This is a genomic window from Mycetohabitans sp. B8, assembly GCF_021991875.1.
GTDB lineage: Bacteria > Pseudomonadota > Gammaproteobacteria > Burkholderiales > Burkholderiaceae > Mycetohabitans.
Genome location: NZ_JAHLKR010000001.1, coordinates 106,004 through 127,519, shown reverse-complemented (window position 1 = coordinate 127,519; position 21,516 = coordinate 106,004). Strand labels below are relative to the sequence as shown.

At 52.5% G+C, this 21,516-nt stretch carries 22 protein-coding genes and 5 pseudogenes; 19 read left to right on the top strand and 8 right to left on the bottom strand.

Annotated elements, in window-relative coordinates; all coding sequences use genetic code 11:
- Nucleotides 1-74: 74 nt before the first annotated feature.
- Nucleotides 75-575, bottom strand: a complete 501-nt coding sequence (locus KQH60_RS00515; protein WP_237574573.1) for a molybdopterin-dependent oxidoreductase — start codon at nucleotides 573-575, stop codon at nucleotides 75-77.
- Nucleotides 576-1,072: 497 nt separating this feature from the next.
- Between KQH60_RS00515 and KQH60_RS00510 the strand changes: the two genes are divergently transcribed.
- The 7 genes and pseudogenes from KQH60_RS00510 (at nucleotide 1,073) to KQH60_RS14935 (ending at nucleotide 4,748) form a co-directional block, all read left to right on the top strand.
- Nucleotides 1,073-1,252 carry a hypothetical protein gene (locus tag KQH60_RS00510; protein WP_237574568.1) on the top strand — a complete coding sequence of 60 codons (180 nt, stop codon included), beginning with the start codon at nucleotides 1,073-1,075 and terminating at the stop codon, nucleotides 1,250-1,252.
- A 96-nt stretch (nucleotides 1,253-1,348) separates the two neighbouring features.
- Entirely contained in the window at nucleotides 1,349-1,618 is a 270-nt protein-coding gene (locus KQH60_RS00505) for a helix-turn-helix domain-containing protein (RefSeq protein ID WP_237574567.1), read from the top strand.
- A gap of 1 nt (nucleotide 1,619) precedes the next feature.
- Nucleotides 1,620-2,559, top strand: a pseudogene (locus KQH60_RS00500) (HipA N-terminal domain-containing protein).
- A 306-nt stretch (nucleotides 2,560-2,865) separates the two neighbouring features.
- A pseudogene (locus KQH60_RS00495) lies at nucleotides 2,866-3,105 on the top strand (IS3 family transposase); the annotation flags it as partial.
- A 69-nt stretch (nucleotides 3,106-3,174) separates the two neighbouring features.
- Complete coding sequence (locus tag KQH60_RS14945; protein ID WP_368669304.1) at nucleotides 3,175-3,417, top strand: hypothetical protein; 243 nt, start codon at nucleotides 3,175-3,177, stop codon at nucleotides 3,415-3,417.
- Nucleotides 3,418-3,564: 147 nt separating this feature from the next.
- Entirely contained in the window at nucleotides 3,565-4,281 is a 717-nt protein-coding gene (locus KQH60_RS14940; RefSeq protein ID WP_368669303.1) for a hypothetical protein, read from the top strand.
- Nucleotides 4,282-4,313: 32 nt separating this feature from the next.
- Complete coding sequence (locus tag KQH60_RS14935) at nucleotides 4,314-4,748, top strand: hypothetical protein (protein WP_368669302.1); 435 nt, start codon at nucleotides 4,314-4,316, stop codon at nucleotides 4,746-4,748.
- Between the two features lie 123 nt (nucleotides 4,749-4,871).
- Here the strand turns inward: KQH60_RS14935 and KQH60_RS00485 are convergent, their stop codons facing one another.
- The 6 genes and pseudogenes from KQH60_RS00485 to KQH60_RS00465 all read right to left on the bottom strand — a co-directional run.
- The gene (locus tag KQH60_RS00485) at nucleotides 4,872-5,015 is read right to left on the bottom strand and encodes a hypothetical protein (RefSeq protein WP_237574566.1); all 144 of its coding nucleotides are present in this window, start codon (nucleotides 5,013-5,015) and stop codon (nucleotides 4,872-4,874) included.
- 58 nt (nucleotides 5,016-5,073) lie between these two features.
- Entirely contained in the window at nucleotides 5,074-5,514 is a 441-nt protein-coding gene (locus KQH60_RS00480; RefSeq protein ID WP_237574565.1) for a CesT family type III secretion system chaperone, read from the bottom strand.
- 613 nt (nucleotides 5,515-6,127) lie between these two features.
- Complete coding sequence (locus KQH60_RS00475) at nucleotides 6,128-7,663, bottom strand: hypothetical protein (protein WP_237574564.1); 1,536 nt, start codon at nucleotides 7,661-7,663, stop codon at nucleotides 6,128-6,130.
- A 288-nt stretch (nucleotides 7,664-7,951) separates the two neighbouring features.
- Nucleotides 7,952-8,756 (bottom strand): annotated as a pseudogene (locus KQH60_RS00470) (IS5 family transposase).
- A gap of 400 nt (nucleotides 8,757-9,156) precedes the next feature.
- Nucleotides 9,157-9,246, bottom strand: a pseudogene (locus KQH60_RS14930) (resolvase); the annotation flags it as partial.
- 176 nt (nucleotides 9,247-9,422) lie between these two features.
- Nucleotides 9,423-9,581: pseudogene (locus tag KQH60_RS00465) on the bottom strand (IS3 family transposase); the annotation flags it as partial.
- Between the two features lie 561 nt (nucleotides 9,582-10,142).
- Here KQH60_RS00465 and KQH60_RS00460 point away from each other — a divergent pair.
- Together KQH60_RS00460 and KQH60_RS00455 are read left to right on the top strand one after the other, a co-directional pair.
- Entirely contained in the window at nucleotides 10,143-10,559 is a 417-nt protein-coding gene (locus KQH60_RS00460; protein WP_237574563.1) for a hypothetical protein, read from the top strand.
- Nucleotides 10,560-10,862: 303 nt separating this feature from the next.
- On the top strand, nucleotides 10,863-11,336 hold the full coding sequence (locus KQH60_RS00455; RefSeq protein ID WP_237574562.1) for a transposase: 474 nt from the start codon (nucleotides 10,863-10,865) through the stop codon (nucleotides 11,334-11,336).
- 237 nt (nucleotides 11,337-11,573) lie between these two features.
- On the opposite strand, the gene KQH60_RS00450 is transcribed toward KQH60_RS00455, so the two are convergent.
- Nucleotides 11,574-11,720: a hypothetical protein gene (locus KQH60_RS00450; protein ID WP_237574561.1), complete on the bottom strand. Its 147-nt coding sequence runs from the start codon at nucleotides 11,718-11,720 to the stop codon at nucleotides 11,574-11,576.
- A gap of 367 nt (nucleotides 11,721-12,087) precedes the next feature.
- On the opposite strand from KQH60_RS00450, the gene KQH60_RS14925 reads away from it, so the two are divergent.
- The 10 genes from KQH60_RS14925 (at nucleotide 12,088) to KQH60_RS00405 (ending at nucleotide 21,452) form a co-directional block, all read left to right on the top strand.
- Nucleotides 12,088-12,522 carry a DDE-type integrase/transposase/recombinase gene (locus KQH60_RS14925; RefSeq protein WP_368669301.1) on the top strand — a complete coding sequence of 145 codons (435 nt, stop codon included), beginning with the start codon at nucleotides 12,088-12,090 and terminating at the stop codon, nucleotides 12,520-12,522.
- Nucleotides 12,523-13,050: 528 nt separating this feature from the next.
- Entirely contained in the window at nucleotides 13,051-13,500 is a 450-nt protein-coding gene (locus tag KQH60_RS00445; RefSeq protein ID WP_104076374.1) for a phage tail protein, read from the top strand.
- Nucleotides 13,501-13,554: 54 nt separating this feature from the next.
- The gene (locus KQH60_RS00440; protein WP_237574560.1) at nucleotides 13,555-14,787 is read left to right on the top strand and encodes a phage tail sheath C-terminal domain-containing protein; all 1,233 of its coding nucleotides are present in this window, start codon (nucleotides 13,555-13,557) and stop codon (nucleotides 14,785-14,787) included.
- A 67-nt stretch (nucleotides 14,788-14,854) separates the two neighbouring features.
- Nucleotides 14,855-16,279 (top strand): phage tail sheath C-terminal domain-containing protein, encoded by a 1,425-nt coding sequence (locus KQH60_RS00435; RefSeq protein ID WP_237574559.1) that lies wholly within the window; start codon nucleotides 14,855-14,857, stop codon nucleotides 16,277-16,279.
- Between the two features lie 78 nt (nucleotides 16,280-16,357).
- Nucleotides 16,358-17,725 carry a phage tail sheath C-terminal domain-containing protein gene (locus tag KQH60_RS00430; RefSeq protein ID WP_237574558.1) on the top strand — a complete coding sequence of 456 codons (1,368 nt, stop codon included), beginning with the start codon at nucleotides 16,358-16,360 and terminating at the stop codon, nucleotides 17,723-17,725.
- Nucleotides 17,722-18,264 carry a phage tail protein gene (locus tag KQH60_RS00425; RefSeq protein ID WP_235091453.1) on the top strand — a complete coding sequence of 181 codons (543 nt, stop codon included), beginning with the start codon at nucleotides 17,722-17,724 and terminating at the stop codon, nucleotides 18,262-18,264. The genes KQH60_RS00430 and KQH60_RS00425 overlap by 4 nt, the downstream gene beginning before the upstream one ends.
- Nucleotides 18,261-18,473 carry a DUF5908 family protein gene (locus KQH60_RS00420; protein WP_237574557.1) on the top strand — a complete coding sequence of 71 codons (213 nt, stop codon included), beginning with the start codon at nucleotides 18,261-18,263 and terminating at the stop codon, nucleotides 18,471-18,473. Before KQH60_RS00425 ends, KQH60_RS00420 begins: the two co-directional genes overlap by 4 nt.
- On the top strand, nucleotides 18,470-19,231 hold the full coding sequence (locus KQH60_RS00415) for a hypothetical protein (RefSeq protein WP_237574556.1): 762 nt from the start codon (nucleotides 18,470-18,472) through the stop codon (nucleotides 19,229-19,231). Before KQH60_RS00420 ends, KQH60_RS00415 begins: the two co-directional genes overlap by 4 nt.
- A complete protein-coding gene (locus KQH60_RS00410) occupies nucleotides 19,231-20,991 on the top strand; it encodes a phage baseplate assembly protein V (protein ID WP_237574555.1) in 1,761 nt (586 codons plus the stop codon). Before KQH60_RS00415 ends, KQH60_RS00410 begins: the two co-directional genes overlap by 1 nt.
- 20 nt (nucleotides 20,992-21,011) lie before the next feature.
- Nucleotides 21,012-21,452: a GPW/gp25 family protein gene (locus tag KQH60_RS00405; RefSeq protein ID WP_237574554.1), complete on the top strand. Its 441-nt coding sequence runs from the start codon at nucleotides 21,012-21,014 to the stop codon at nucleotides 21,450-21,452.
- Nucleotides 21,453-21,516: the final 64 nt, after the last annotated feature.

Here is a 21,516-nt window from a genome sequence, read left to right as displayed (position 1 = left end):
ATGCCGCTATCACCAGCGCGAGCGCCACCCCCAAGAAGGTGCCTGCCCGCGACCAACGAAGCCATTGACACGTATCATCTGACCTCAATCGACTTCACCTGCCATACGAACCGCCCGGCGACCTCTGAGCGATTCAACTCCTTTGGGAACCGGTCGCGGGGGTAGACAAGAAACAGCGGGCCAAAGTCCCTGAGCGTCAGCTGTTTGCCGTTGATGTGGTCGGCTAGAATCACGCCGTACCGGTGCGCGTCGCTGATCGGGATCGCATACGCCACATAGCCATCGTATGCCGTCACCCGCAGCGTTGTTCCCTTTGCGCCTACTATCGATAACACGTCGCTAAGCAGCACGCCGGAAAATCGCGACGAGGGCGTCCAGTTCGTGGCCGTGGTGAACTGGGCACGCGGCATCGACCGCCATTCCTGTTCTGTGAAACGGTATACATGAGCACCTGGCACATTCGTATGCTGGATCTCGCCGGTGATGTCCAGTTGCATCGGCGTGGCCTGGGCGAGGCCGCCGATGACGAACAGGATGAGCGCGAGGCTTCTCGCGAGCGTTGCAAACTTGTTCATGCAGGCTCTCCTGACGAGCCGATTGGCTCAAGCGGTATCTGGGAATTTGCATGCCAGCCAAGCAGTTGCGCAAGCAGCCACGAGGGTGGTCTGTGGAGCGCGATATGCAAGCCGTCGCTCGGATGATCGAGCGCGGTCGTGAACAGCCGACCAAATTGACTGCAGCGCATATAGGGTATCGGCAGTAGGTTTGCTTGCTCGCCCGTCCGTTGTGGGAGCGACGCAGTTTTTCGAAAAATCAGCGTACCCGTCCAGGCCAGCCGGTGCGCCGCACACCTTGTCGTTACAAACGGCCACATCGCTATCGATTTCAGATAGGCGGAACCTCGGTGCAGCCATTAATCAATAGACAGATTTGTCTGGACGAGGTTGGCAACTCAGTCAGCATATCGTCGGTGTCCGTGTGTCGCAATGCTTGCGTCTGACCTTTTTATAAAAAGACGACATGCTTGCTTTTTATGACGAGGTGGTGGGTTCAGTGATGCGGTGGCTAGCCCATGCTACACCCGCTTTTTTGCGTGCTGGTCGCGACTGGCGTACCGGTGAAGCGTTTAGCGAAGCATTCGCGTATTGCCAATGTGCTGCTGGGGGCGTTGCGTGCGGTATCGATGGTGCAAAGCTGGGTAATTGCGAATCTGACGCGCCGTCAGCGTGCTGAAGGGCTCAACTTTATCTGAATTTCAGATATTTTTAAATTATCCGTTTTTCGGATATATTGAAAATATCCTAATTGCAGCTAAAATTAAAATAGCTGATTTTCGGGTACAAATCCTATGTCCCACACCCCGCCGTTCCAACCGCTTGTGACTGCTTTGCAGCTAGGTCAACTGCTGAAGGCGGCTCGCAAGCGTGGCAGGTTGACACAGGCCGAGGTGGCGGCCCGTTTGGGGCTGAGCCAGAACCGCGTTTCCTATCTGGAACAACACCCGGACCAACTGAGTTTCAAGCAGTTGCTGGGCTGGTGCACGGCCGTCGGGCTGGAACTGCGGCTGGGCGAGCGCGAGCGCGAGCGCCTCGAATCGACCAACAAGACGGAGTGGTGAGATGGGGCGGCGCTCGCACAGTCAAACCCTGACGCTTTGGGCCAACGGCGACTACGTGGGCCGCTGGACTATCACGGCCCGCGGCGACATGGAGCTGCAATACGACGGGGGCTGGCTCGCCTCTGCGCATGGACGGCCAATATCTTTGTCGCTGCCCTTTAACCTCAACAACGAGCCGTTGAAAGGCGAGCGCGTCGCCCATTACTTCGAAGGCCTGCTGCCTGACAGCGATGCCATCCGCAAGCGCGTTGCAGCCCGCTTCAAGACGGGGTCTACCGAAGCCTTCAACCTGTTGGCCGCCATCGGACGCGATTGCGTAGGCGCACTACAACTCCTGCCGGAAGGCGAGATACCTTCTGGTGTCGACCGTATCGACGGCGTTGTCGTGGACGACGAAGCCATCGAATGCCACCTGCTCGAAGTCGTGACCCCGGACCCTCAGGCAACTGTTCCCCCTCGTGCAGCAGTCGCTGGATGCCGAGCGTGACCTGCGCGCCCTCATGGCTTCGCAAATCCTGTTCTGGATGCTGCGCGCGCCGGACGGGCATGCCAAGAACTTCAGCATCCAACTGCAGGCGGGGACAGCTGGACGGTTCCGGCTCACGCCGATGTATGACGTGATGTCGGCGTATCCGGTCATCGGCGAAGGGCCGGACCAGTGGGCCGAGCAGGACCTTAAGCTTGCTATGGCGCTGCTGGGCAAGAACCGGCACTATCATATGCACGCCATCCAGCGCCGGCACTTCAATAGCACGGCCCAAAAGCTCGGCTATGGAGGAAACGCCGAGCCATTGCTTCAGGAACTGGTCGCTCGGACGCCAGAGGTGGTCGCGCAGGTGCAAGCGGAACTGCCGCAAGGCTTTTCGCAGCAGGTAGCCGACAAGGTGCTGGGCGGGCTATTGGATGCCGCCCAGGCGCTCGAAGGGATGCCGCCAGCGTGATGCCCGCGGCAGTCGTAGCAGCAGGTAAGGACAGGCGATAACCACGCGAATTATCTTATTGTGAAAGCGCCTCACGCCACCGGCCACACTTCTGCCGCGAGACGAAAGAAGCGATGCCGCCAACGCTGGACGGCGTCTGGAGGACGCAGTTCGATCTGTCTGCTGCATTCGCAGACGCGCTCACTGGCAGACTCTCGAGTAACTGTCGCGCGAGCTTTAGTCGCTCAAGTTGGCTATAAAAGAGGTCGACGATTTCCAGTATCTTTTCCTCGAACACTTTGTAAATGCCACTCAGAAGCAGGTCACAGGCTGATTCGCTCAATGTCGCGCAAAGGTTGCTCGCCCCACAATGCGGCCTGCGAAGGCTTCTTTGGGCGGCTGAAAACGAAATTGTTCTATTCTCGGGACTGGCGGGCTACAAGTATTGAGCAGTTCATTGAGGTAGTCAACGCTTACATCCGCTGGTATAACGCAAAGCGAATCAAGCTCTCGCCTGGCGCACTCAGTCCACTCGAATACCGGGAAAACCTCGGACTTGCGGCATAAACCAGTCCAAGATTTTAGCCGCACCTCCAATTGGTCACGTTCCCGTCGCCGATGACAAATGACCAGAGCATGCGCTTTGAACGCGTACTGGGTGTCTACGACCGCGGTGGTTCGCGAACTAATCGGGCGGAAGCCGATGCCATCGTCAAGGCAATTGAGCGGCACTATCTGGACTCGGCGAAGCGGCATCTGACGCTCGGCGTAGTGACCTTCAATCAGGCACAGCAAAGCCTGATTGAGCGGATGCTGGATGAACGCCGTCGAGCGTCTCAGCAACTAGACCAGGCTATTGCGCAGGCGGCGGCGCAATAGCCGCTGTTCATCAAGAACCTGGAAAACGTCCAAGGTGATGAGCGGGACATCATCTTCTTCTCCATTACCTACGGCCCCGATGCATCGGGCAAGATCAGCCTCAACTTTGAGCCGTTGAATCTAGAGGGCGGCCATCGGCGTCTCAACGTGGCCGTATCACGTGCTCGTGTCGGCGTCGTGATTTTTAGCACATTGCTTCCCGAGCAGATTGACCTGTCGCGCGTCCGGGCTGCCGGCGTACGAGACCTGAAGAACTACCTGGAGTTCGCCATTCGAGGCCCACGCGCCCTGGTGGAGCAAAATGTGCCGACTGGACGGGAGCCTGATAGCCCGTTCGAGCAGCAGGTGATTTCCGCACTTCGTGAGAAAGGTTGGACAGTCCACCCGCAGGTCGGCGTGTCCGGATACCGGGTTGATATTGGCGTGGTCGACCCGCGTGCGCCGGGACGCTATCTGCTGGGCGTCGAATGCGATGGCGCCATGTATCACGCCGGCGCCACTGCGCGCGACCGTGACCGGCTCCGCCAGCATGTCCTTGAAGGGCTCGGTTGGGAACTGTATCGTATATGGTCCACGGACTGGTGGCTGAGTCCGCAAGAGCCGATACGAAAGCTTGTGGCCCGACTGGAAGAGTGGGTAGCGACGGTGCCGACCGAGAACGAACCGCCTGTTGAACTGCCGGAAGAGGAGAAGTATGAAGAAGCGCCGCATGCTTTGTATGCCCGGGTCGGATCGGTCGTCGGGTCGATTGCGCCTGCTACTCAGTTGCCCGAATACGAACTGGCCCGCTTGGACAGAGGCAACCCCCACCTCTTCTACGAGAGCCGCTCAATGCCGACTTTGGCCGAGCAGTTACTAAGGTAATCGAAACGGAAGGACCGGTATCGCAGGCGATAGTGTTCAAGCGTGTGACGCGGGCTTGGGGGTTGTCTAGGGTTGGTAGTCGCATCGAGGCTCATTTGATTGCATTGGTGCCCAAGCAGGTGACCCGTACGATGGACAACGACATCACTTTTTATTGGCCAGGGCATGCTAAACCAAGCACCTGGGAAGGTATCCGGGTACCAGGAGGTGACCCCGAAACGCGCCGCAGTATCGACGAGGTTAGCCTCGAAGAATTGGGTAATGCGGCTATGTATATCTTGATGCAACAGCGTGGTACGTCGCAAGAGGGATTGGTAAAAGCGGTTTGCCAACTACTCGGTGTGGCTAGGACAACGGCCGATGCCGGCATACGGATTTCTTGGGCGCTGACCCACGGGCGAGTCCAGGCAACAGTGGCTATGGAGGGCGGTTCTGTTTGGTTGCGGAACGGAGTTAGCGTAGGGTAGGCGTTGTTTCAGGGCCGCGTTGATGTTCAGAATTGGGTCCACTCGCCGAATAGGCGGCTGGTTATTGAGTCGAGGAATGGCCGCGCTTACCGACGATGATAAGCGGCGCGTCCAGCGCTTTGTTCAACGACTGCCGAGCGAAATCCGCACATCGCAGCGCTCCTCAAGCCCTACAGTAACGGCGCCGTTGAGGGCCATGTCAATCGGCTCAAGTTCCTCAAGCGCCAAATGTATGGCCGCGCCGGCTTCCAGCTGCTTCGTATTCACAGTCTTATGCCTACCCGCTATTGTAAGTGGCAAAGTGTGTCCGGACTTTCAAAGGACGTCAAAGTTGCCGGATTTGTCGGAACCGTTGAGCGAGGCGCTGGCGTTCTTCGATAAATTTTTCGATTGCTTGCTCAAGCGCATCGGGCTTAAGCGTCTCGACAGGCAAACCGAGATGATAGACGAATGCGTCCATCGGCTCAGAAACTGAAATCACACCGCCACGCGTGCCTACCTCCAAACAATTCAAACGCAACATATCGGCAAGAACTTGCCCATCCTGAGCATCATTCAACGGCGCAAAGGGTGCGTATATATACAGTTTGTTTGATTCAGCATTGAACCTTAGGTACAAACGCTCCCCCCACGCTAGCTCGATCCCTGCCTCGTCATTGGCATCCAGTGTCAAGCCGGCGATGCGGTGACGTTGACCAAGCGCTTCAAGACACCTGCGCACGCGTTCTTTAGCTTGAAAGTGCACGACTGCAAAAAAATGATTCATAGTATTTTTACTGCCAATAGATGCAATAGCACATGACCGCTCAAAGAGTGAAGTGCTGTTTTGAAGATCTAAAAAAACTTTCTTCTGGGTATTTGGCCATAATTTGCGAAAATTCTATCAAGGCAGATGGTTTATGTTGGAAGGCTTGCTTTGTATTAAATATTTTTCTGAAAAATTAATTTCGCGGCATGTAAGCGTTAATTTCATTTCTGTGGGTTAATCGGTGATCATGCACGTGATTTCTGTGACGCTCGGAATAACAAAGCGGAAAAATGTATTAATTTTATTTGCGTCCGGTTGCGCTGATTAATGGTCGACATTTTTGCAAAAAGTATTGCTCAATATTTTGTTAAAAATAAACACTCAGATAGTTTGCGGCATCAATGTCGATGTGCATTCTCTCGGTTGCCCACTTACACCCGTGCGGCTTCATTTATTTATGCATTTTATCCTATAATTAACTCCATGTTAAATATAAGTTTTTGTATTTTCCTGTCGCGGTCGAAATATTTTATCAAGCTTAAGGCGGTTGGGGGTATTCGCTCTAGTCCAAAAAAGTTTTGTTGGATTATACGCGCTGAAAATACAATTTAAAATTTAGTCAAACCATTGTTCATTCCGAATAATAGCGAGAGCGCCCAGAAACGCGGAGGCGCCCGGATTGTTGAAGAGCCGATAGTGGTGAGCCAATTGGGTCGGACTTTGAAACTGCTGATGGAGCTTTAGTTGAAGTCGCTCCTTCAAGGGAGCTCTTGGTCCAAGTATTAAAAATTGCGTTAGATTGATTGTCGGAAGATTTTTGTTTATGATAATCTAATATAATGCGCTCTATAATGCATGCTGCGACGTTGTGTGATTCTGGGCTTGGATGTTGCTCAATATATCCTTGATCTTTAAAATGCTCCATGAGCTTATTTAAACTCATGGTTTTTCCATCAAATTCAACTTGGGTATCCTTTTCAGCTTCAAAAAGCTTTTTAAGGGTTTCGGGGCGCATTTTTTTCCAATAGTGATTGAGTTCATCCTCCTGGCCCTTGAGTTCCTTCTTCACAATTTTTCCTTCCATTAAGGCGATATTTTTGCCAATATTTCGACCATCTTTTTGTTTAAATTTTTGGATTAAGCCTTGCTGTATTCCCATAAGCATGTCTTCTCCGCCTGCAACCATATACGCAGCATAGATTCCATCTTCTCCTTTTTTGCGAAATGGAGATTTTATAGAAACGTATTGTTGTGCTGGCGATAGAACTGGTCGCTCGTTTGCAGTTTTTGGTTTTTTGGGGGGATATTCATTTTTTTTGAATCCAAAGTGTTTCGGAGGTTCTTCACGTGTAGGATAACCAACTCCAAGTCCGACGATAGATTTTTGAGTATTTTTATGTTTATTGTTCAATTGAGTTTTTATACCAGGATTGGTGTGTCTAGTATTTTCGGTTAGAGCAACGTCCTGATCCATCATTATAATTTGCTGAGGACGATATGGCAGTGTATCTGCAAACGCCAAGGCTGCAGCGCGCGCAGCGCCGAAACCGGTCAAGCTACCGCCGTACCACCCGACAAGATGCAAATTTTTATATTGCTCCATCATTTCGTTAAGAGCAGCCTCATAGCATTTGAACTCTGTCTCATGAACAAGCAAATAAATTGATTCATCTCGCATATATTTTGGATGCCATGCGAGGCTGCCGCCTGTTTTGCTTTTAAGGTCGCCTGCAATTTTATTTGCGCTCCCGCCGCTTATAACAATAATTGGCACTTCATTTGACTGCAGATCATGTTCTTGCCATTTATGTTCTTGTGTACCCTCTCTTTTCCTGAATGAGAACCAGCCAACTGAATCACCTTGATAAGCAAGTTCCTTACATGTAGCAATTCTTTTTTCTAACACTTCTTTCATGTACTCAAAATTTTTATTTTTATCACCTGATACGTTGACGGGAGCATATTTGCATTTTGATCGTGTTTCTTTATTAGCCCAGCTAGTGTTTAAATTTATTTTAATTGCAGATTTCCCTGCAGACGCAGTGCCAGAATTATTTTTTATATCAGGAGCGCTGCGATCTCCAGTAAGATGAAGTTTAGGGGAATAGTATCTTGAATTTTTTAAAGCACTTTGGCGACCTTTTGAAGCAGAAGCGTGTGCTTCCACCGATCTGGACGACCTAGAAGGATTTGTAGAATTATTTTTTAGCTCTTTGCGGCCAAGCATAATTTTCCCTCTATTTTAATTAATTAAAATTATTGGAGTATAGCTATATCCCAATTATCGAAAAACAAATTCCTTCCTTATTGGCACCTTTCTTTGCGCAATGCACAGAGCATTTGGGCTGTCAATCAACGTTCAAACCCTCAATGTAGAATAATTTGGGTGATCTCTATTTATTTTGGCGGCGATCGACTAGTTTATGTCTGATGGATCAAAATTATCTAGAGCGTGTTATGCACTTTGCGAGATAGGCGTGGCATGAACGAGCATGAGCATGGCAAAGACGACGAAATGCAAGCCGACGAGCGTTTCAGGCAAACGCTCGTCGTCACGAGCGAGTCTTCGAAAGCGATTGAGCCATCCAAGACTACGCTCGACGACTCATCGGCGCGGCAGCAGGATAAAGCCCTTCTTTGCCTCTGACCGTTTGATAACCTGCAATTTGATGCCTTCATCTTACGCGGCTTGCGCAGGCTCTCTCCTATATAACCTTGGTCGGCAAAGGCAAGCTTCACGCTCTGCCCGGTCCCAAGTTGCCCCTCTTGTGCCAACTTCGGAACCTGCGCGCGCTTTTGCTCATTGGCCAGCGTGACATGGACCGCCAGCCAATGCCCGAGCGTATCGACGGCCATATGCACCTGCTTCCTCGTTTGCGCTTGTCGCCGTCGTAGCCTGCGTGTGGGCCTTGCTCGCAGCTCGACTGCAACGTACGCCCGTCCAGAAACACCGCACTGGGCTGGCCTTGCCGACCCTGCGCAACACGCAGCACCGAACGCAAATCTTGAACCATCGCTTCGAAGCAGCCCGCTCGCAGCCAGCGTTGAGTTTGCTGATACACCACGCCTCCCATGACGAAAGTTCGTCGGCAGCATGCGCCACGCAGCGCCAGCACGAGCTAGCCAACGCAGCGCGTTGAACAACTCGCGCAATTCATACCATCTTGCGGTGCGTCTGGCTCCATCAACGTCAAATACGCAGCAGCGAAGCGCCATTCTTCGACCGTCACGTCGCTCGGATAGGGTCTGCGTTTCTCCATCTCGATTCGATTCTGAACCTCGCTGAAAGTGCATAACACGCTCTAAATCCGCAAAAGCCTGGCTTGCTACCCGTTATGGCATACGGTGCCAGCAATGATGAAGAGCGCAATATGCGCGTTCCATGCATCCCAGTGTGCAACTGCCAGAAGGTTGTAAATTGCCAGAGCCTTCTAGACAACGGGAGCGACGTAGATGGGACCGCAGTGTGCTATATCCAAAGGGAAGCTCACCGACCAACACATAGAAGCTCTGTCACATTAATGCGGCGATGCCGCCAGTTGCCGGGACAAGTCGATCAGGGACCCCGCGAAAATCGTCATGCGTGGCATGGGGCCCTCCGACTCACCGGGCCGCGGCGCATCCGCTGATCGGGACACTGCGATAGCGCAGATACGCCTAGAGCGTGCTCTTGGAAATGTGCGGCCGTTGCGCAATCTGCTCAACGCTGAGCTGCTCCTCGCGGTACAAGGTCTCGGCGGCATATGCTGTCATGCAGCAGCCCGCGCGCTTTGGAATGCAATCACCTCCCACAGGCAACAGTTACTCTTCGCCAACGTCTGGTGTACCCGATGTCGCGACGTAACGACGATCGTCGATTTTAGTGGTCGGACTGAACGCGGGGATTTCGTGCTGCAGGGGCGCTGCAAAATCTGCGGCGGTGAAGTCGCACGCTCCTGCAACTGCCCCTTCCATTCCGTGACCTGATTCGGGTGCACATTGAATGGGTGCGCCAATCCTGCCGGCGCTTGTTCACCCTTGACCGCTGCCATTGCCAGCTTTGCCTTGACCGCCGATGAGTGCTTCCGTCTTGTTCCCTTCGTCATTTCCTGGGATCCTTTGCCTGCCTTATCGCCGGCTCGGGGCACGGACATCTCACTTATCAGGATGTTCGATTGCAAGGCCACCTTTGCTAACTTGGAACTCAAAACGTCACACGATATGTGAGAGCCAGTTTTTGAAAAGCGTTGACTGGGCGAGTTAGGATGGACTAGTATGGATTTAAAGCGTGTTATGCGCTTTCAGCGAGACTCGACGCAGATGATGTTTTGTCAGCAGCGCGAGTATTCGCGGCCAATCTGGACAAGCTTGATGCGAACGTGAGTCCGCTCGTGTCGGAAAGTGAGGCTGGCGGCTTTTCAGAACTGTCGGTACGGGTAGCTTACGCTGCAATGGCTCGCCATCTACCGGCTACCCATCATGACCTGTTCGATCGGCTTTTTGTTGCACAGGCGTTGTTTAAACCGTTGCACTTATTGATATCCGATGGCCATTTACCGAAACACGCTGACCTTGTGATTTCCCTGTAGGGAAAAGGATCCATTTTAAATTTGCGGGACTTGGTAATGGAACGGTCGATTTTTAGCTGAAGGCAATGGAGATCATTGATGGGCAAGCCGATCGTCGTGACGGGCGCCATGCTGGTTTTTCCGGTTCAGATTCAGGATGTACTATTCGTGCCCCCGATTCCTCCACGGCCCCTGTCGGGAAGCGGCCTTGCCAAGGTGAAGGGGCGGCCGGTTTGTCAGCTTGGCGATGAAAAAAAAATCATTGTGACAACTAGCTATCAGACGGCATCGGCCTCCATTCCAGGCGTCGCTATTCTGACGGTTACGCAGGCCGAAACCGCCAAGCGAACAAAGAGCCCGCTGCCTGTCATTATCGCGCCCAGCTGGGACATATTATGTACCATCACGGTTCCGGCACAAATACCGGGTACGCCCCCTGTTCCACAACCCCATCCACCCGTTTCAGGCAAGGCTACCGTGATGGCCAATCCCAATATCAATGTGATAGCGAACTAGGGCATAGGTTGCTCATCTATCTAAAAACCACTTCCCACACCATTTTCTCCTTAAGCATCGTGAGGACTTCGTCTGAATCAAAGCAAGCATCCATTCAGGTTTGCAACATGTGCGAAACAGCTGGCACAATCACATGCACTCCCTTAATAATCCTTATGGGGAAAATAAGACTTTAGTGTGGTATGATTTTTTCTATAAAAATGAATCGGTCTTTATTTCGATAGCAGATAGCATCCTATAGGATATGCGATTGTGTGCCGCAATTCATTTTCTCATGCTGTTCAACGATAGGAATAATATGACGTGAGAAACCATAAGCTCAATGCGACTGAAATCATAGCGGTGTTACAAGCACTCCGTGAGGGTGAGACGGTACCTCAGGTTTGTTGCCGATGGGGTATCAGTGCAACGACGCTTTATCAATTAAAAAGAAGTTATGACGGTCTGAGTGCACCTGTATTTGAACGTATCACCGCACTGACGCGGGAAAACGCACGGTTGCGCCAGCGTGTGAAATCGCTTGAACGCGATAGTGAAGTACTGAGCGAGGCGCTTCGAGCGCAGAGTCTCAGCACACACAAGCGTCGCAGGTTAATCGATCATTTAAGGCAGCATTTCACTGTGAGTCTGGCGCGTGTATGCCGCTTAGTGGGGATGTCGCGCACCCTTTATTACTATGAACGTGGCGAACTAGGAGGAGAACAAGGTGGCCCGAGCTTTGACCGAAGATTGGTAAAATCGCCCAGAAGTGGCCTTACTAAATCGGACAGGCTTTAAGGAAATGAGCAAGAAGGCAAGAGGATTCCTAAGCAATGCCTTGCGCAGGTTGCAATGAGACGCCGAATTCCGCCGCTCGCTGATGTCATTGTTTGATGACTCGCTCCCTGTAGCACCGTCCGTAACGGTTTGCTTCGGGGGCCGCGGACGTCATGCCGAAACGCATCGCGTTGTAGCGCAGCACTGCAATCTTCCGGGCGGTGGCTGTTAATGCCTTTGCTTTACCGATACGCGCTGCTAAACGACGATAAAACGCCCGAACGCCGTATTGGACTTGTTCACAGTGACGGCAGCCAGCCGCAGCAGTGCGGCCAGGCGATTAGTTGCCTGGCGCGTATGCGACAACAATATCTTGCCGCCGCTGATTTTGCAGCCGGCGACCATGTTAGTTAAGCACGAGGTGAAGTGTTTAGCCGTTGGTTAGCAGCTTAGATTGGCACCGCACTTGGCAACTAGGCGTCTGGTCAGATACGGTCCGAGTCCGTGGATCTGCGTCAGGTCAACGCCATCAAGCTGATACATGACATCGCGTACATCAAAGCTCAGTGCGTTCTGTTGTTTCGTGCGGCTGCGCGTATCTGACAAAGGCTTCTGCGGTATTGGCTTATCGGCAGTCAGGGCATCCAGATCACGCTCTCCTGGCTAATTAGAATCTGATGCATTGCATCGACAAACGATATTTGGCGTTTGCATTTGCCGAGGCGCGGATGCTTGCGTGCCTGCTGCGCCGGAAAGGCCATGAGATTGGCCGGTGACGCGTGCGCACATTGATGGAACGGGTGAGCCTAGAAGCATTGTGCCACCGCCCGAACACGAGCCGGCGCAACATGCAGCACAAGGTCTGGCGGTATCTGCTACGGAGCATAAAGATCGAGCGGGCCACCAGTTGTGGGCGCTGGACACAACCTATGTTCCTATGGTGCGTGGCTTCGTGTATCTGACGGCGGTGGTGGACTGGGTTAGCCGCAAGGTAATCGCGCACCGGGTCGCCATCACGCCGGAAGCAACGCACGCTGTCGAAGCGCTCGAGGAAGCGTTCGCGCGCTACGGCAGCCCAAAACCGCGAACACAAACCAAGGCAGTCAGTTCACAGCGAACGCGTTCATTGAGGACGTGCCGTGCTGGGCCGGAGCATTCGAGTGTTAATAATGGGCAAAAGAAGTTGGCGCGACAATGTATTTGTTGAACGAATGTGGCGAAAAATCACTAAAATTGTCCGAATAACTGATGCCAACTCTGGCATCTATTACAAGAATAAATTGTACTAAACTATTTTTCACACTGAACTAAACTTTTAGCCACGGCGATACACTGCCGACTGCGGATGAAGCATCACTCGGGCGGTGCTGGCGCAGGAACCGAGTCAGAGGTGAAGGTCCAGCGCGAACCGGGTGAATTGTCAAAATCACGAAGCATAAGAAGGATACGAAGATGACAACACTGAGTTGGCCTTTATTGCTTGTTCAGCCGCGGGCGGGTGTCGATATTCGAAGCGTTGAAGCTCGGCTTGCTTAGCTGGTCAATCCATTTGCTCAATGAAGCGACGTATTACCGCCGATGAGTTGGGTGCGTCTATCAGCGGATCAAGATATCGCTGAATGGCACGGTAAACGTCGTGTCCACTGTACGCAATACGTGCCAGTCAAACGGCACGGGCTCATGATGCAATCGGGACGCAAGGTTTCCTTTCCTAATACACAATAAAGGAGAAGTTATGGCAACCACGGCAGATCAAATCGCAACAACTTACCCGATTCCGGTTTACCGGTTCAAAGTGACGATGGGCAAAGACGAGATGGCATTTAGCAATGTCTCGGGGTTGGATTTGGGATTTGAGACGATTACCTATAAGGATGGAGCGGGACATGTGTACCGGATGCCCGGGCAGCCCAGTGAGTTAAATATCACATTGCGGCGGGGCGTGATTAAGGGTAAAAACGAGCTGTATGACTGGATTAGCAAGATATCGAAGAACCTGATCGACAAACGGGACCTCTCAATTAGCCTGACCGACGAGGCGGGCACCGCGTTGCTGGTCACGTGGAATGTGACGGATGCATTCCCAAGCAAATTGTCGGGGCCGAGCTTTGATGCGACAAGCAATGAGGTGTCGATCGAGGAGTTGACGCTCGTAGCCGATCGATTAACGATAACATTCCACTGAAAGCGCGATCAGCGGCGCATGCCGCCAGTGCCCTATCCCGATTGAGGTAAGAACATGGCTTACGATTGGCCGGGTGTCTATGTCGAAGAAGAGAAAGGTCTGTCCTTGGCGATTACCAGCGGGGCGACCGCGGTGCCGGTGATTGCGTACGACCTTGGCGACCAAAATAAAGATAAAAGTAAAGCAAGTAACCAAGAGTTAATCTCAGCACCGACCCGTATCGATTCATGGATGGCGTTTATGAATTTGCCCAATGTTCAGTCCGCGGTCGAGAACGAGGCAAAAGATCCAAAAAATCCTCTCACAAAGCATCTGGTCGATTACTCACTCTATGTTGCGTTAAAAACCTATTTCGACAATGGCGGTGGCTATTGCTATGTGTGTCCGACGAACGGAAAAGGTGATACTACCGACGCCTTAATCAAGACTGTACCCGAGCTGGATGACGTGACGTTAATTGTTCAAGCGGGGGTACCCAAGTTGGCAGACGCGGTCTTTACGCCAGGTACAGGTTTATGTGCAGAGGGCAAATCGCGCTTTGCGATCCTGGATGGTCCATCCCTTAAGCTTGCCACGGACCCCAGTCAGAGCATGACAAAGGATTATCCTAATAGTTCATATGCTGCTGCTTACTATCCCCCTTTGCAGGCAAACTGGGCAACGTATGTCACGACGGATAAAGGTACAGGGAAGGATGCACAGGTCGTAAAGGATATCCCGGTGAGTGCGGCGGTTGCTGGTGCATACTGTGCTGTTGACCGTGACCGCGGTGTGTGGAAGGCGCCAGCCAATGTTCAGTTACAAGGCGGGGTCGTGCCGAAGTTTGTCGTATCCGATGCAATTCAGGGGATCTACAATCAATATACCAAACCCCTGAACATCATTCGCTGTTTTCAGACAGACGTGCCATTGGTGTGGGGTGCGCGCACGCTGGCAGGCGACAGCGAGAAGGAGCGTTGGCGATACGTGCCGGTGCGGCGGCTATTCGGTGCGGCGGAAAAAGATATCAAACGGGCGATGGCGTTTGCGGTGTTCGAACCGAATAACCAGCCGACGTGGGAGAAGGTGCGAGCGGCAATCGATGCATATCTGTACGGTATCTGGAAGGCGGGCGGGCTCATGGGTACGAAGCCGGAGGAGGCGTACTTTGTGCGGTTAGGGCTGGGGGTGACAATGACGCAGGACGACATCGATGAAGGCAAAATGATTGTCCAAGTTGGCATGGCGCCCGTGTTTCCTGCGGAGTTCATTATTTTGCGCTTCACTCAGGACATGCACACTGCGTAATGCGGATGGATGGTCGAGCGGATAGGCTGTACTAAAAATTAAGAATGTAGAAATAGTGAGGATAGTCATGGGTGGACCTTATAAAGTTCCTGGCGTTTATATTGAAGAAGACCATTCGTTGTCGCTGAGTGTGCTGTCTGGTGCAACGGCCATTCCAGTGTTTGTTGGACAGTTTTTTAAGCCCGGGAAGAATGAAGGTGATCCTCCAATTTCAATACCAGAGGGCACAAATCCAGTAGCTTGCGTCAGAGTGAATAACTGGGCTGAATTTACTAAGCAGTTTGATAACACGCTTGATTTAAAGGAGGCCGCGCTTCAAGTGGCTAACGACGCCATTAAAGGTACATGCACCGTTGTGCCCAACTCCGCCAGCGCCATATCGGTACGGGCATATTTCGAAAACGGTGGTGGGCCATGCTATATTTTATCAATTCAGCAATCAACACTACAAGCCGATATTGAAAGTGCGATTCTGGCCTACCCTGATATTTCGCTGCTGTGCTATTGTGGAAATGAATCGTCGGAGCCGGAGAATGTTAAAAGTACCTTCAAAAACTTGATTGATCCGCAGAAAAACCTTGGCTATTTTGTGCTGACGGACAGCAATCTTGAAGATGTAACGAAGGTTGATTTCGGCAATAAGGAGCAGGTTGCGATTTACTATCCAGCATTGCAGATGGACTATCAGATGATGATGCCTGATGATGATAAAATTAAATTAAGTGGAAATTTTAAAAGTTTTTCCCCTCCCGGTCCGTCTTTGCCGCCAACACTTAAATCACTGAGCGATTATAAACCAAAAAATGACGCGGAACAGAGGGATAAAGAAGAACTGATTGGAAAGATTAGGACATTGTCAGCCATTCCTCTGCGTGCAAGTGGAGTCATGGCGGGAGTCTATGCGCGTACCGATGCATTGCGTGGAGTATGGAAGGCCCCGGCGAATGTGACCTTGTCGTCGGTAAAAGGGACGGTGTGGCCTTGTCCAACACCCCAGCAAGTACTCCAGCAAGCACCTCAACCGGTGACGGTTACCGATGAGCTTCAGGAGAAACTGAATCCAAAAGGCATCAATGCAATCCGATATTTCACGAATCAACAAGCTTATGTGGTCTGGGGGGGGCGGACACAGAACGGTTTCGACGACAATCCTGATAAGCGTTGGCGGTATATCCCAGTGCGGCGCTTATTTAATGCTGCTGAACGGGATATCAAGGCTGCGATGAGGCAAGTCGTGTTCGAGCCGAACAGTCAGCCGACATGGGAAAAAGTTCGTGCGGCTATTGATGCTTATCTGCACGCGATATGGCGTAAGGGCGGCTTGCAGGGCACAAAACCGGAAGAGGCGTATTTTGTGCAGGTGGGCAAGAATGTGACGATGACCGATGCCGATATTCGCGCGGGCAAATTGATCGTTAAGGTTGGAATGGCTGCGGTGCGCCCGGCCGAATTTATTATCTTGCAGTTTTCACAGAAACAACAAGACGAGTGAGCGCTTGAGTTTGGCACACCGAGTGCCGGTTGGAGGCATTGAAATGCGTTGAGATTGAAGAATTTTGGAGTTTGAACAGTGCATCACGAACCTGGTGTCGGTTTCAATTTTCAAGAGGAAGCTCGTACGACCACACCGGCCGATACGACGGTGCCGTTATTTGCTGGCTATACGGAAAAAGACCCGGAATCACAGGATCCAAAATTAAAATGTCCAAAATCTCCCGTCCTGCTGAATACGTTCGAAGATTTTACGCAGGTTTTTGGTGGTTTTCCGTCATCTAATCCACTGGTTCCGTTGACGCAGGAAGCTGCTTTCTATTACACCGTGAGACATTATTTCGATAACGGTGGTAGTGCATGCTATGGTGTTTCATTGGGAAGCTATGCGAATTTGCCAGAAGGGGACGACTATTACGCACGGCAAGACATAGCCGATTGCATCACCAGAACTGACTGGAATGATTTTCTTGAGCAGGCGCTAGATGCAACGCTGCTGGCGGTGCCCGATATGGTGATGCTATCGGCGCCCCAGTACTATCAGGCAAATGGCAGCGATCAGTTGAGCGATCAGCAGGTACCGCAGGAAGATGCGGGGCTTTGGACGTCGGTGTGGAAGAAGTTATTAGAAACAACCGAATCCCATCGGCAGGTTTTTGTAGTGCTCGATGCGCCGGATAATCAGAAGCTTGTGCGCCAGTGTCTGGATAGCCTGGGGCTAATGGATGAGGCACTGCGCGCGCGCGGTGCGGTGTATTGGCCGCGTCTGCAAACGAATTATTACGTTGATTATGATGACGGCCGTCAGCGTACTCGCCAAATCGTCGTTCCGCCTTCAGGCGCTGTGGTTGCAGCAATCGGTAAAACCGACCGCGATCGTGGTATTTGGAAGGCCCCGGCCAATGTCGAATTAACCCAAGTGACCCGGCCTAACTATCGGAGCTGGCGCGATGTATTGCTCTCTGAGCCGCCGTTATTCGATGAAAATAAAATCAGCATTAATCTGATTCGAAGCTTCGTCGGGCGCGGGGTGCGTGTATGGGGCTGCCGCACGTTGGTTGCCCCACCGTTGCCGGATCGGTGGCGCTACATTCAGGTACGGCGCACGCTGACCTATATAGAGACCACTTTAACAAACATTGGCCGTTATACGATGTTCGAGCCGAATACCGCGATTACGTGGACGACGCTCAAAAGCTTAGCGCGTGCTTGGCTACGCGATCTATGGCTCGCGGGAGGACTGGTTGGGGCACAGGAAGGCGATGCGTTCCAGGTCTTGTTAGGACTTGGCGAGAGCATGACTACAGAAGATATTCGATCGGGCCGGTTAATTCTGATCGCGAAGCTTGCGATGCAATATCCGGCGGAATTTATCGAGCTGCGCGTGTTGTTTCAAACGGGCAGCGATGCTGTGGTAATGGAATCGACGGAGAAAGCGACATCATGAGCAGTGCAATTTTATCAACCGCCGAGGCGATGGCTAAGGCACCGATCACCGGTGATTTTTACGCGCATAGCCACCGGTTTCTAGTCCAAATCTTTGCTAAGAAGAATTGGGGATTCACGGGTAATCTGCAAGCGCTCAATGTACTGCCAACGGTCGTTGATTTTCGTTTTCAACGCATTAGTGGACTGGGCCGGACGATCCAAACACAGAAGTTTCATCAAGGCGGTGATCCTATTAACCAAATTCACTTACCGAAGGAACTCACACAGGAGAACATTGTTTTGGAGCGCGGGGTCACGACATTATCGCCGTTGACGACAATGTTCATCGACACGATGCGTCAATTCAAAAGCCGGTACTTGGTGGTGGTCATCTTGTTGCTTGATTCATCGTCGTTGCCGCTGTGCAGTTGGATTTGCATGGATGCGTTACCTGTGAAGCTGCAATGGGGTGAACTTGATGCCAATAGCAATACCGTCTTGCTTAATACGATGGAACTTGCTTGCCGGGATGTGCAGTGGATGGGATTGGTGGCATGATTGAAATTCATGAATTAATCATCGAGGCGCGCATCGGTACGCCAGGGACACGGAGTGTGCCGGCGACCGCCCTGGATACGACTGCGTCGCCCATACCTTCTCGGGAAGCAGCACAGGGTGAGGCGCGTTGGGTGGATGCGATCGTGCGGCAGGTTATTGAACGGTTGCGTGATGAATGGCGCAGTGATGTCCACGGAGGTAGCGTATGAGCGGAAGCGATCAGTCGTTACAGAAATTGAAGATGACACCCTATTCGCTGGACAAGGGGGGAGCGCTCAAAAACTTGGGCGGGCCCTTCGAAGTTTTGTATAACCCCGAATCATTGACGATTGGGTATGGTGCGGATTTTCGGGAAGAGTCGCTGGCCGACAGCTCCAATACCCGCGTCAAATTCGGCGCGGTGACACCTAGCACGCTGGCGGTGGAGTTGATCCTAGATAGCAGTTTGCCAGACAGCAAAACAAGCGTCGATGAGCAGTTGTCTAGTCTGTACATCACGTTTTTTAGGATCAACGGTGCGGTGCGTACGCCCAACATTGTTAAGGTCGAATGGGGCCATTTTGGCTGGGCGGGGCAAATGAAGTTTACCGGCTGGATGACGAACATGACGGTGACATGTTCGCTTTTTGACCGCAGTGGCGCGCCTCAACGTGCCAACCTCTCGGTCCACTTCCTTGAAGAGTTGGAGCTAGATATGGGAGGCAAGGGAGGCAGCGGCGGTAACGTGTCGCAGGGAGGCGGCCAAGGCGGTAGCGGTGGTAGTACGCGGCAAGCCAGTATGTTGTACGAGGGCGGGCCCGTTCCAGATGGTGCCACATTGGCTCATATTGCCGAGGGAGCGTGGTCTGTGCCGAGCCAAACGACGGCGAGCGATTATCTCTCGTACGCCCGTGAAAATGATCTGGATAGCCTGGAGGCCTTGACACCTGGCCAATTTTTGCGTGTGCCTGGCTCTAGGGAGGCGTGATGGCGCTTCCCTTTGCGAGTAAAAGATTTGACATCCAGGTGCAAGGCCAGCCGCTGTCTAAGCTTGGTTTAACGGTGATTGAAGCGGAAGTTCAGTATGCAGTTAACCGGATTCCAATGGCCCGGTTAACGTGTCGGGTGGATATAGAAGATCCAGCTAACAGCTGGGCATCGTTAGGCCAGATAGATAAGGCATGGCAGCCAGCTCATCCCGTCAAAATCAGTTATACGGATGAAACAGGCACGCGTGTTCCGATTTTTGATGGGATGGTTGCCAGGCCACTGAACCCAAGCTATGTGCAACGGCAACTAACGTGCCAGCTCGAGGTGGTCCATGAGCTGCAAAAAATGGCTAACAGCCACCGCAGTCAGGTGTTGACCCAAAAAGGCGAAAAACTCACCGATGCCCAGGCTCTGCAAAAGCTATTCAAGGAGCACGGCATCAAGGTGAAGAAAATGGATGGCATGACGGTTTCGCACGCACAGCTGATCCAATGGTCTTGCTCGGACTGGGCCTGGTTGATGAGCCGGATTAGCGCGTATCCGGTCTGGTTGATCGGTGCTCCCGAACAATCGGTGTCGATTCTCAAACCGGATATTGGGCAAGCGCCCCAAGGCCTCGTCTTGAAAGCGGCGAAGCAGAATGCTGGGATCGAGTTGCGTGATATGAAGTACCGGCGTGATAGCCGAAGACTACCGAGCCAATTGAGCGTGAATTATTGGGATGTCACGCAGCAGAAAAGCCGGTCTGTGAAGGCGAAATCTCCGACAGTCGGATCGGGCGTATTCAAGCCGCTCACCTATGCTGTGTCCGATGCGATGCACTGGACACTGAACTCAGGCTTGCCGCTTAGCGAGACGGAAGCGCAATCTTTCGCGGATGCTCGCTTGCTAGGTTGCCAACTGGCGGGTACCCAGGCGGAGTTTACGGTGGATTGGAGTGAAGCAACGGCTAAACTGGCACCTGGACAAACTCTGGAGTTGTCAGGCTATGGCACTTTCGACGGCAAAGGGCTAATTGCCGAAGTGCGGCACCAATGGCTCGGTGCTGGCCAAGGTAAGACGATCTTGACGACGGGCCGGCCTAACGCCGTGATCGGCCTTCAAGTACCTGAGATTGATGCGCCCTTGATGCCAAGGGTTCAAGGTATGGCACCCGGTGTGGTTGTGAAGCCTGGCCGCGAAAAGGACCCGACTGGTTGGGGGTGTATGGCGGTGCGCGTGCCAGGTCTGGGAGGCAAGCCAGGACAGGAGCCGCCGGTCTGGGTGCGGCCCGGCATGGCCTATGCCAGCAAAGGCAGCGGCTTATGCTTGTATCCGGAAGCCGATGACGAGGTGATGCTGGCATTTCTGAGTGACGATCCGCGCTTTCCAGTGATCGTCAGCGCCGTGCATAACCCGAAAAACAAGGCACCGTTCGAGCCGAGCGAGAAAAACGAGCAAAAGGGCTTGGTTTTGGCGAAAGATGGCAAGACGCAGTTCCAGTGGCTTTTTGACGTCAAGGACGGTGGCACGCTTACGTTGGAAGCGCAGAAGACAGCACTGATGATGTCTAAGGCAAGCCTGCGCTTGCATGGCGAAGAAGCGTTCGCGCTTGATGCGAAAAAAATCACGGTAGAAGCTAAAGAAGGTCTCACCCTCAAAAATGGTCAATCCGAAATGAAGATGGGAGGAACCTCCCTAAGCGCCAAATCGCAGACGCTTTCGCTGCAGGGCTCAGCCAAAGCTGACCTCAAAGGCGGCCAGGTCAATTTGGGTTAATCGTATGAATGGAGGACAGGATGGCGAACGGACCTCAGGATCAGCTTGGATGCGGCTGGAAGTTCCCAGTGCAGTTCGAATGTGTCCCCGGCAAGCCAAAAGCAGCGCAAGTGACGATGTCACGCGATGCGGACAATATCAGAGAGAGTCTGCAGGTACTGTTTAGTACGCAGCCGTACGAACGGGTGATGCGTGCAGGCTATGGATGTGATTTGCAGACCTTTGTGTTTGAGAACATCAGCGATGGGCTGCGCACCGCAATTCGCCAGATGATCAGTGACGCGGTTCAAACCTACGAGCCCCGGGGCACGCTGGTCTCAATTGATTTCAGACCAGACAGCAATTCGCCGTGGACGCTCAATATCGATATTGCTTACCGGATTCCCCTGAACAATACGGTGCAACATGTCGGTGGCAAGCTGAATATCAGCAGTCCGCAGGGAGGATGGCTTGCACAATGAATAGCCGGATAAGGCGCCCTTGAGCCAGTGTGATGTAGTAGAGCATGCGTACCACGCGGCGAGC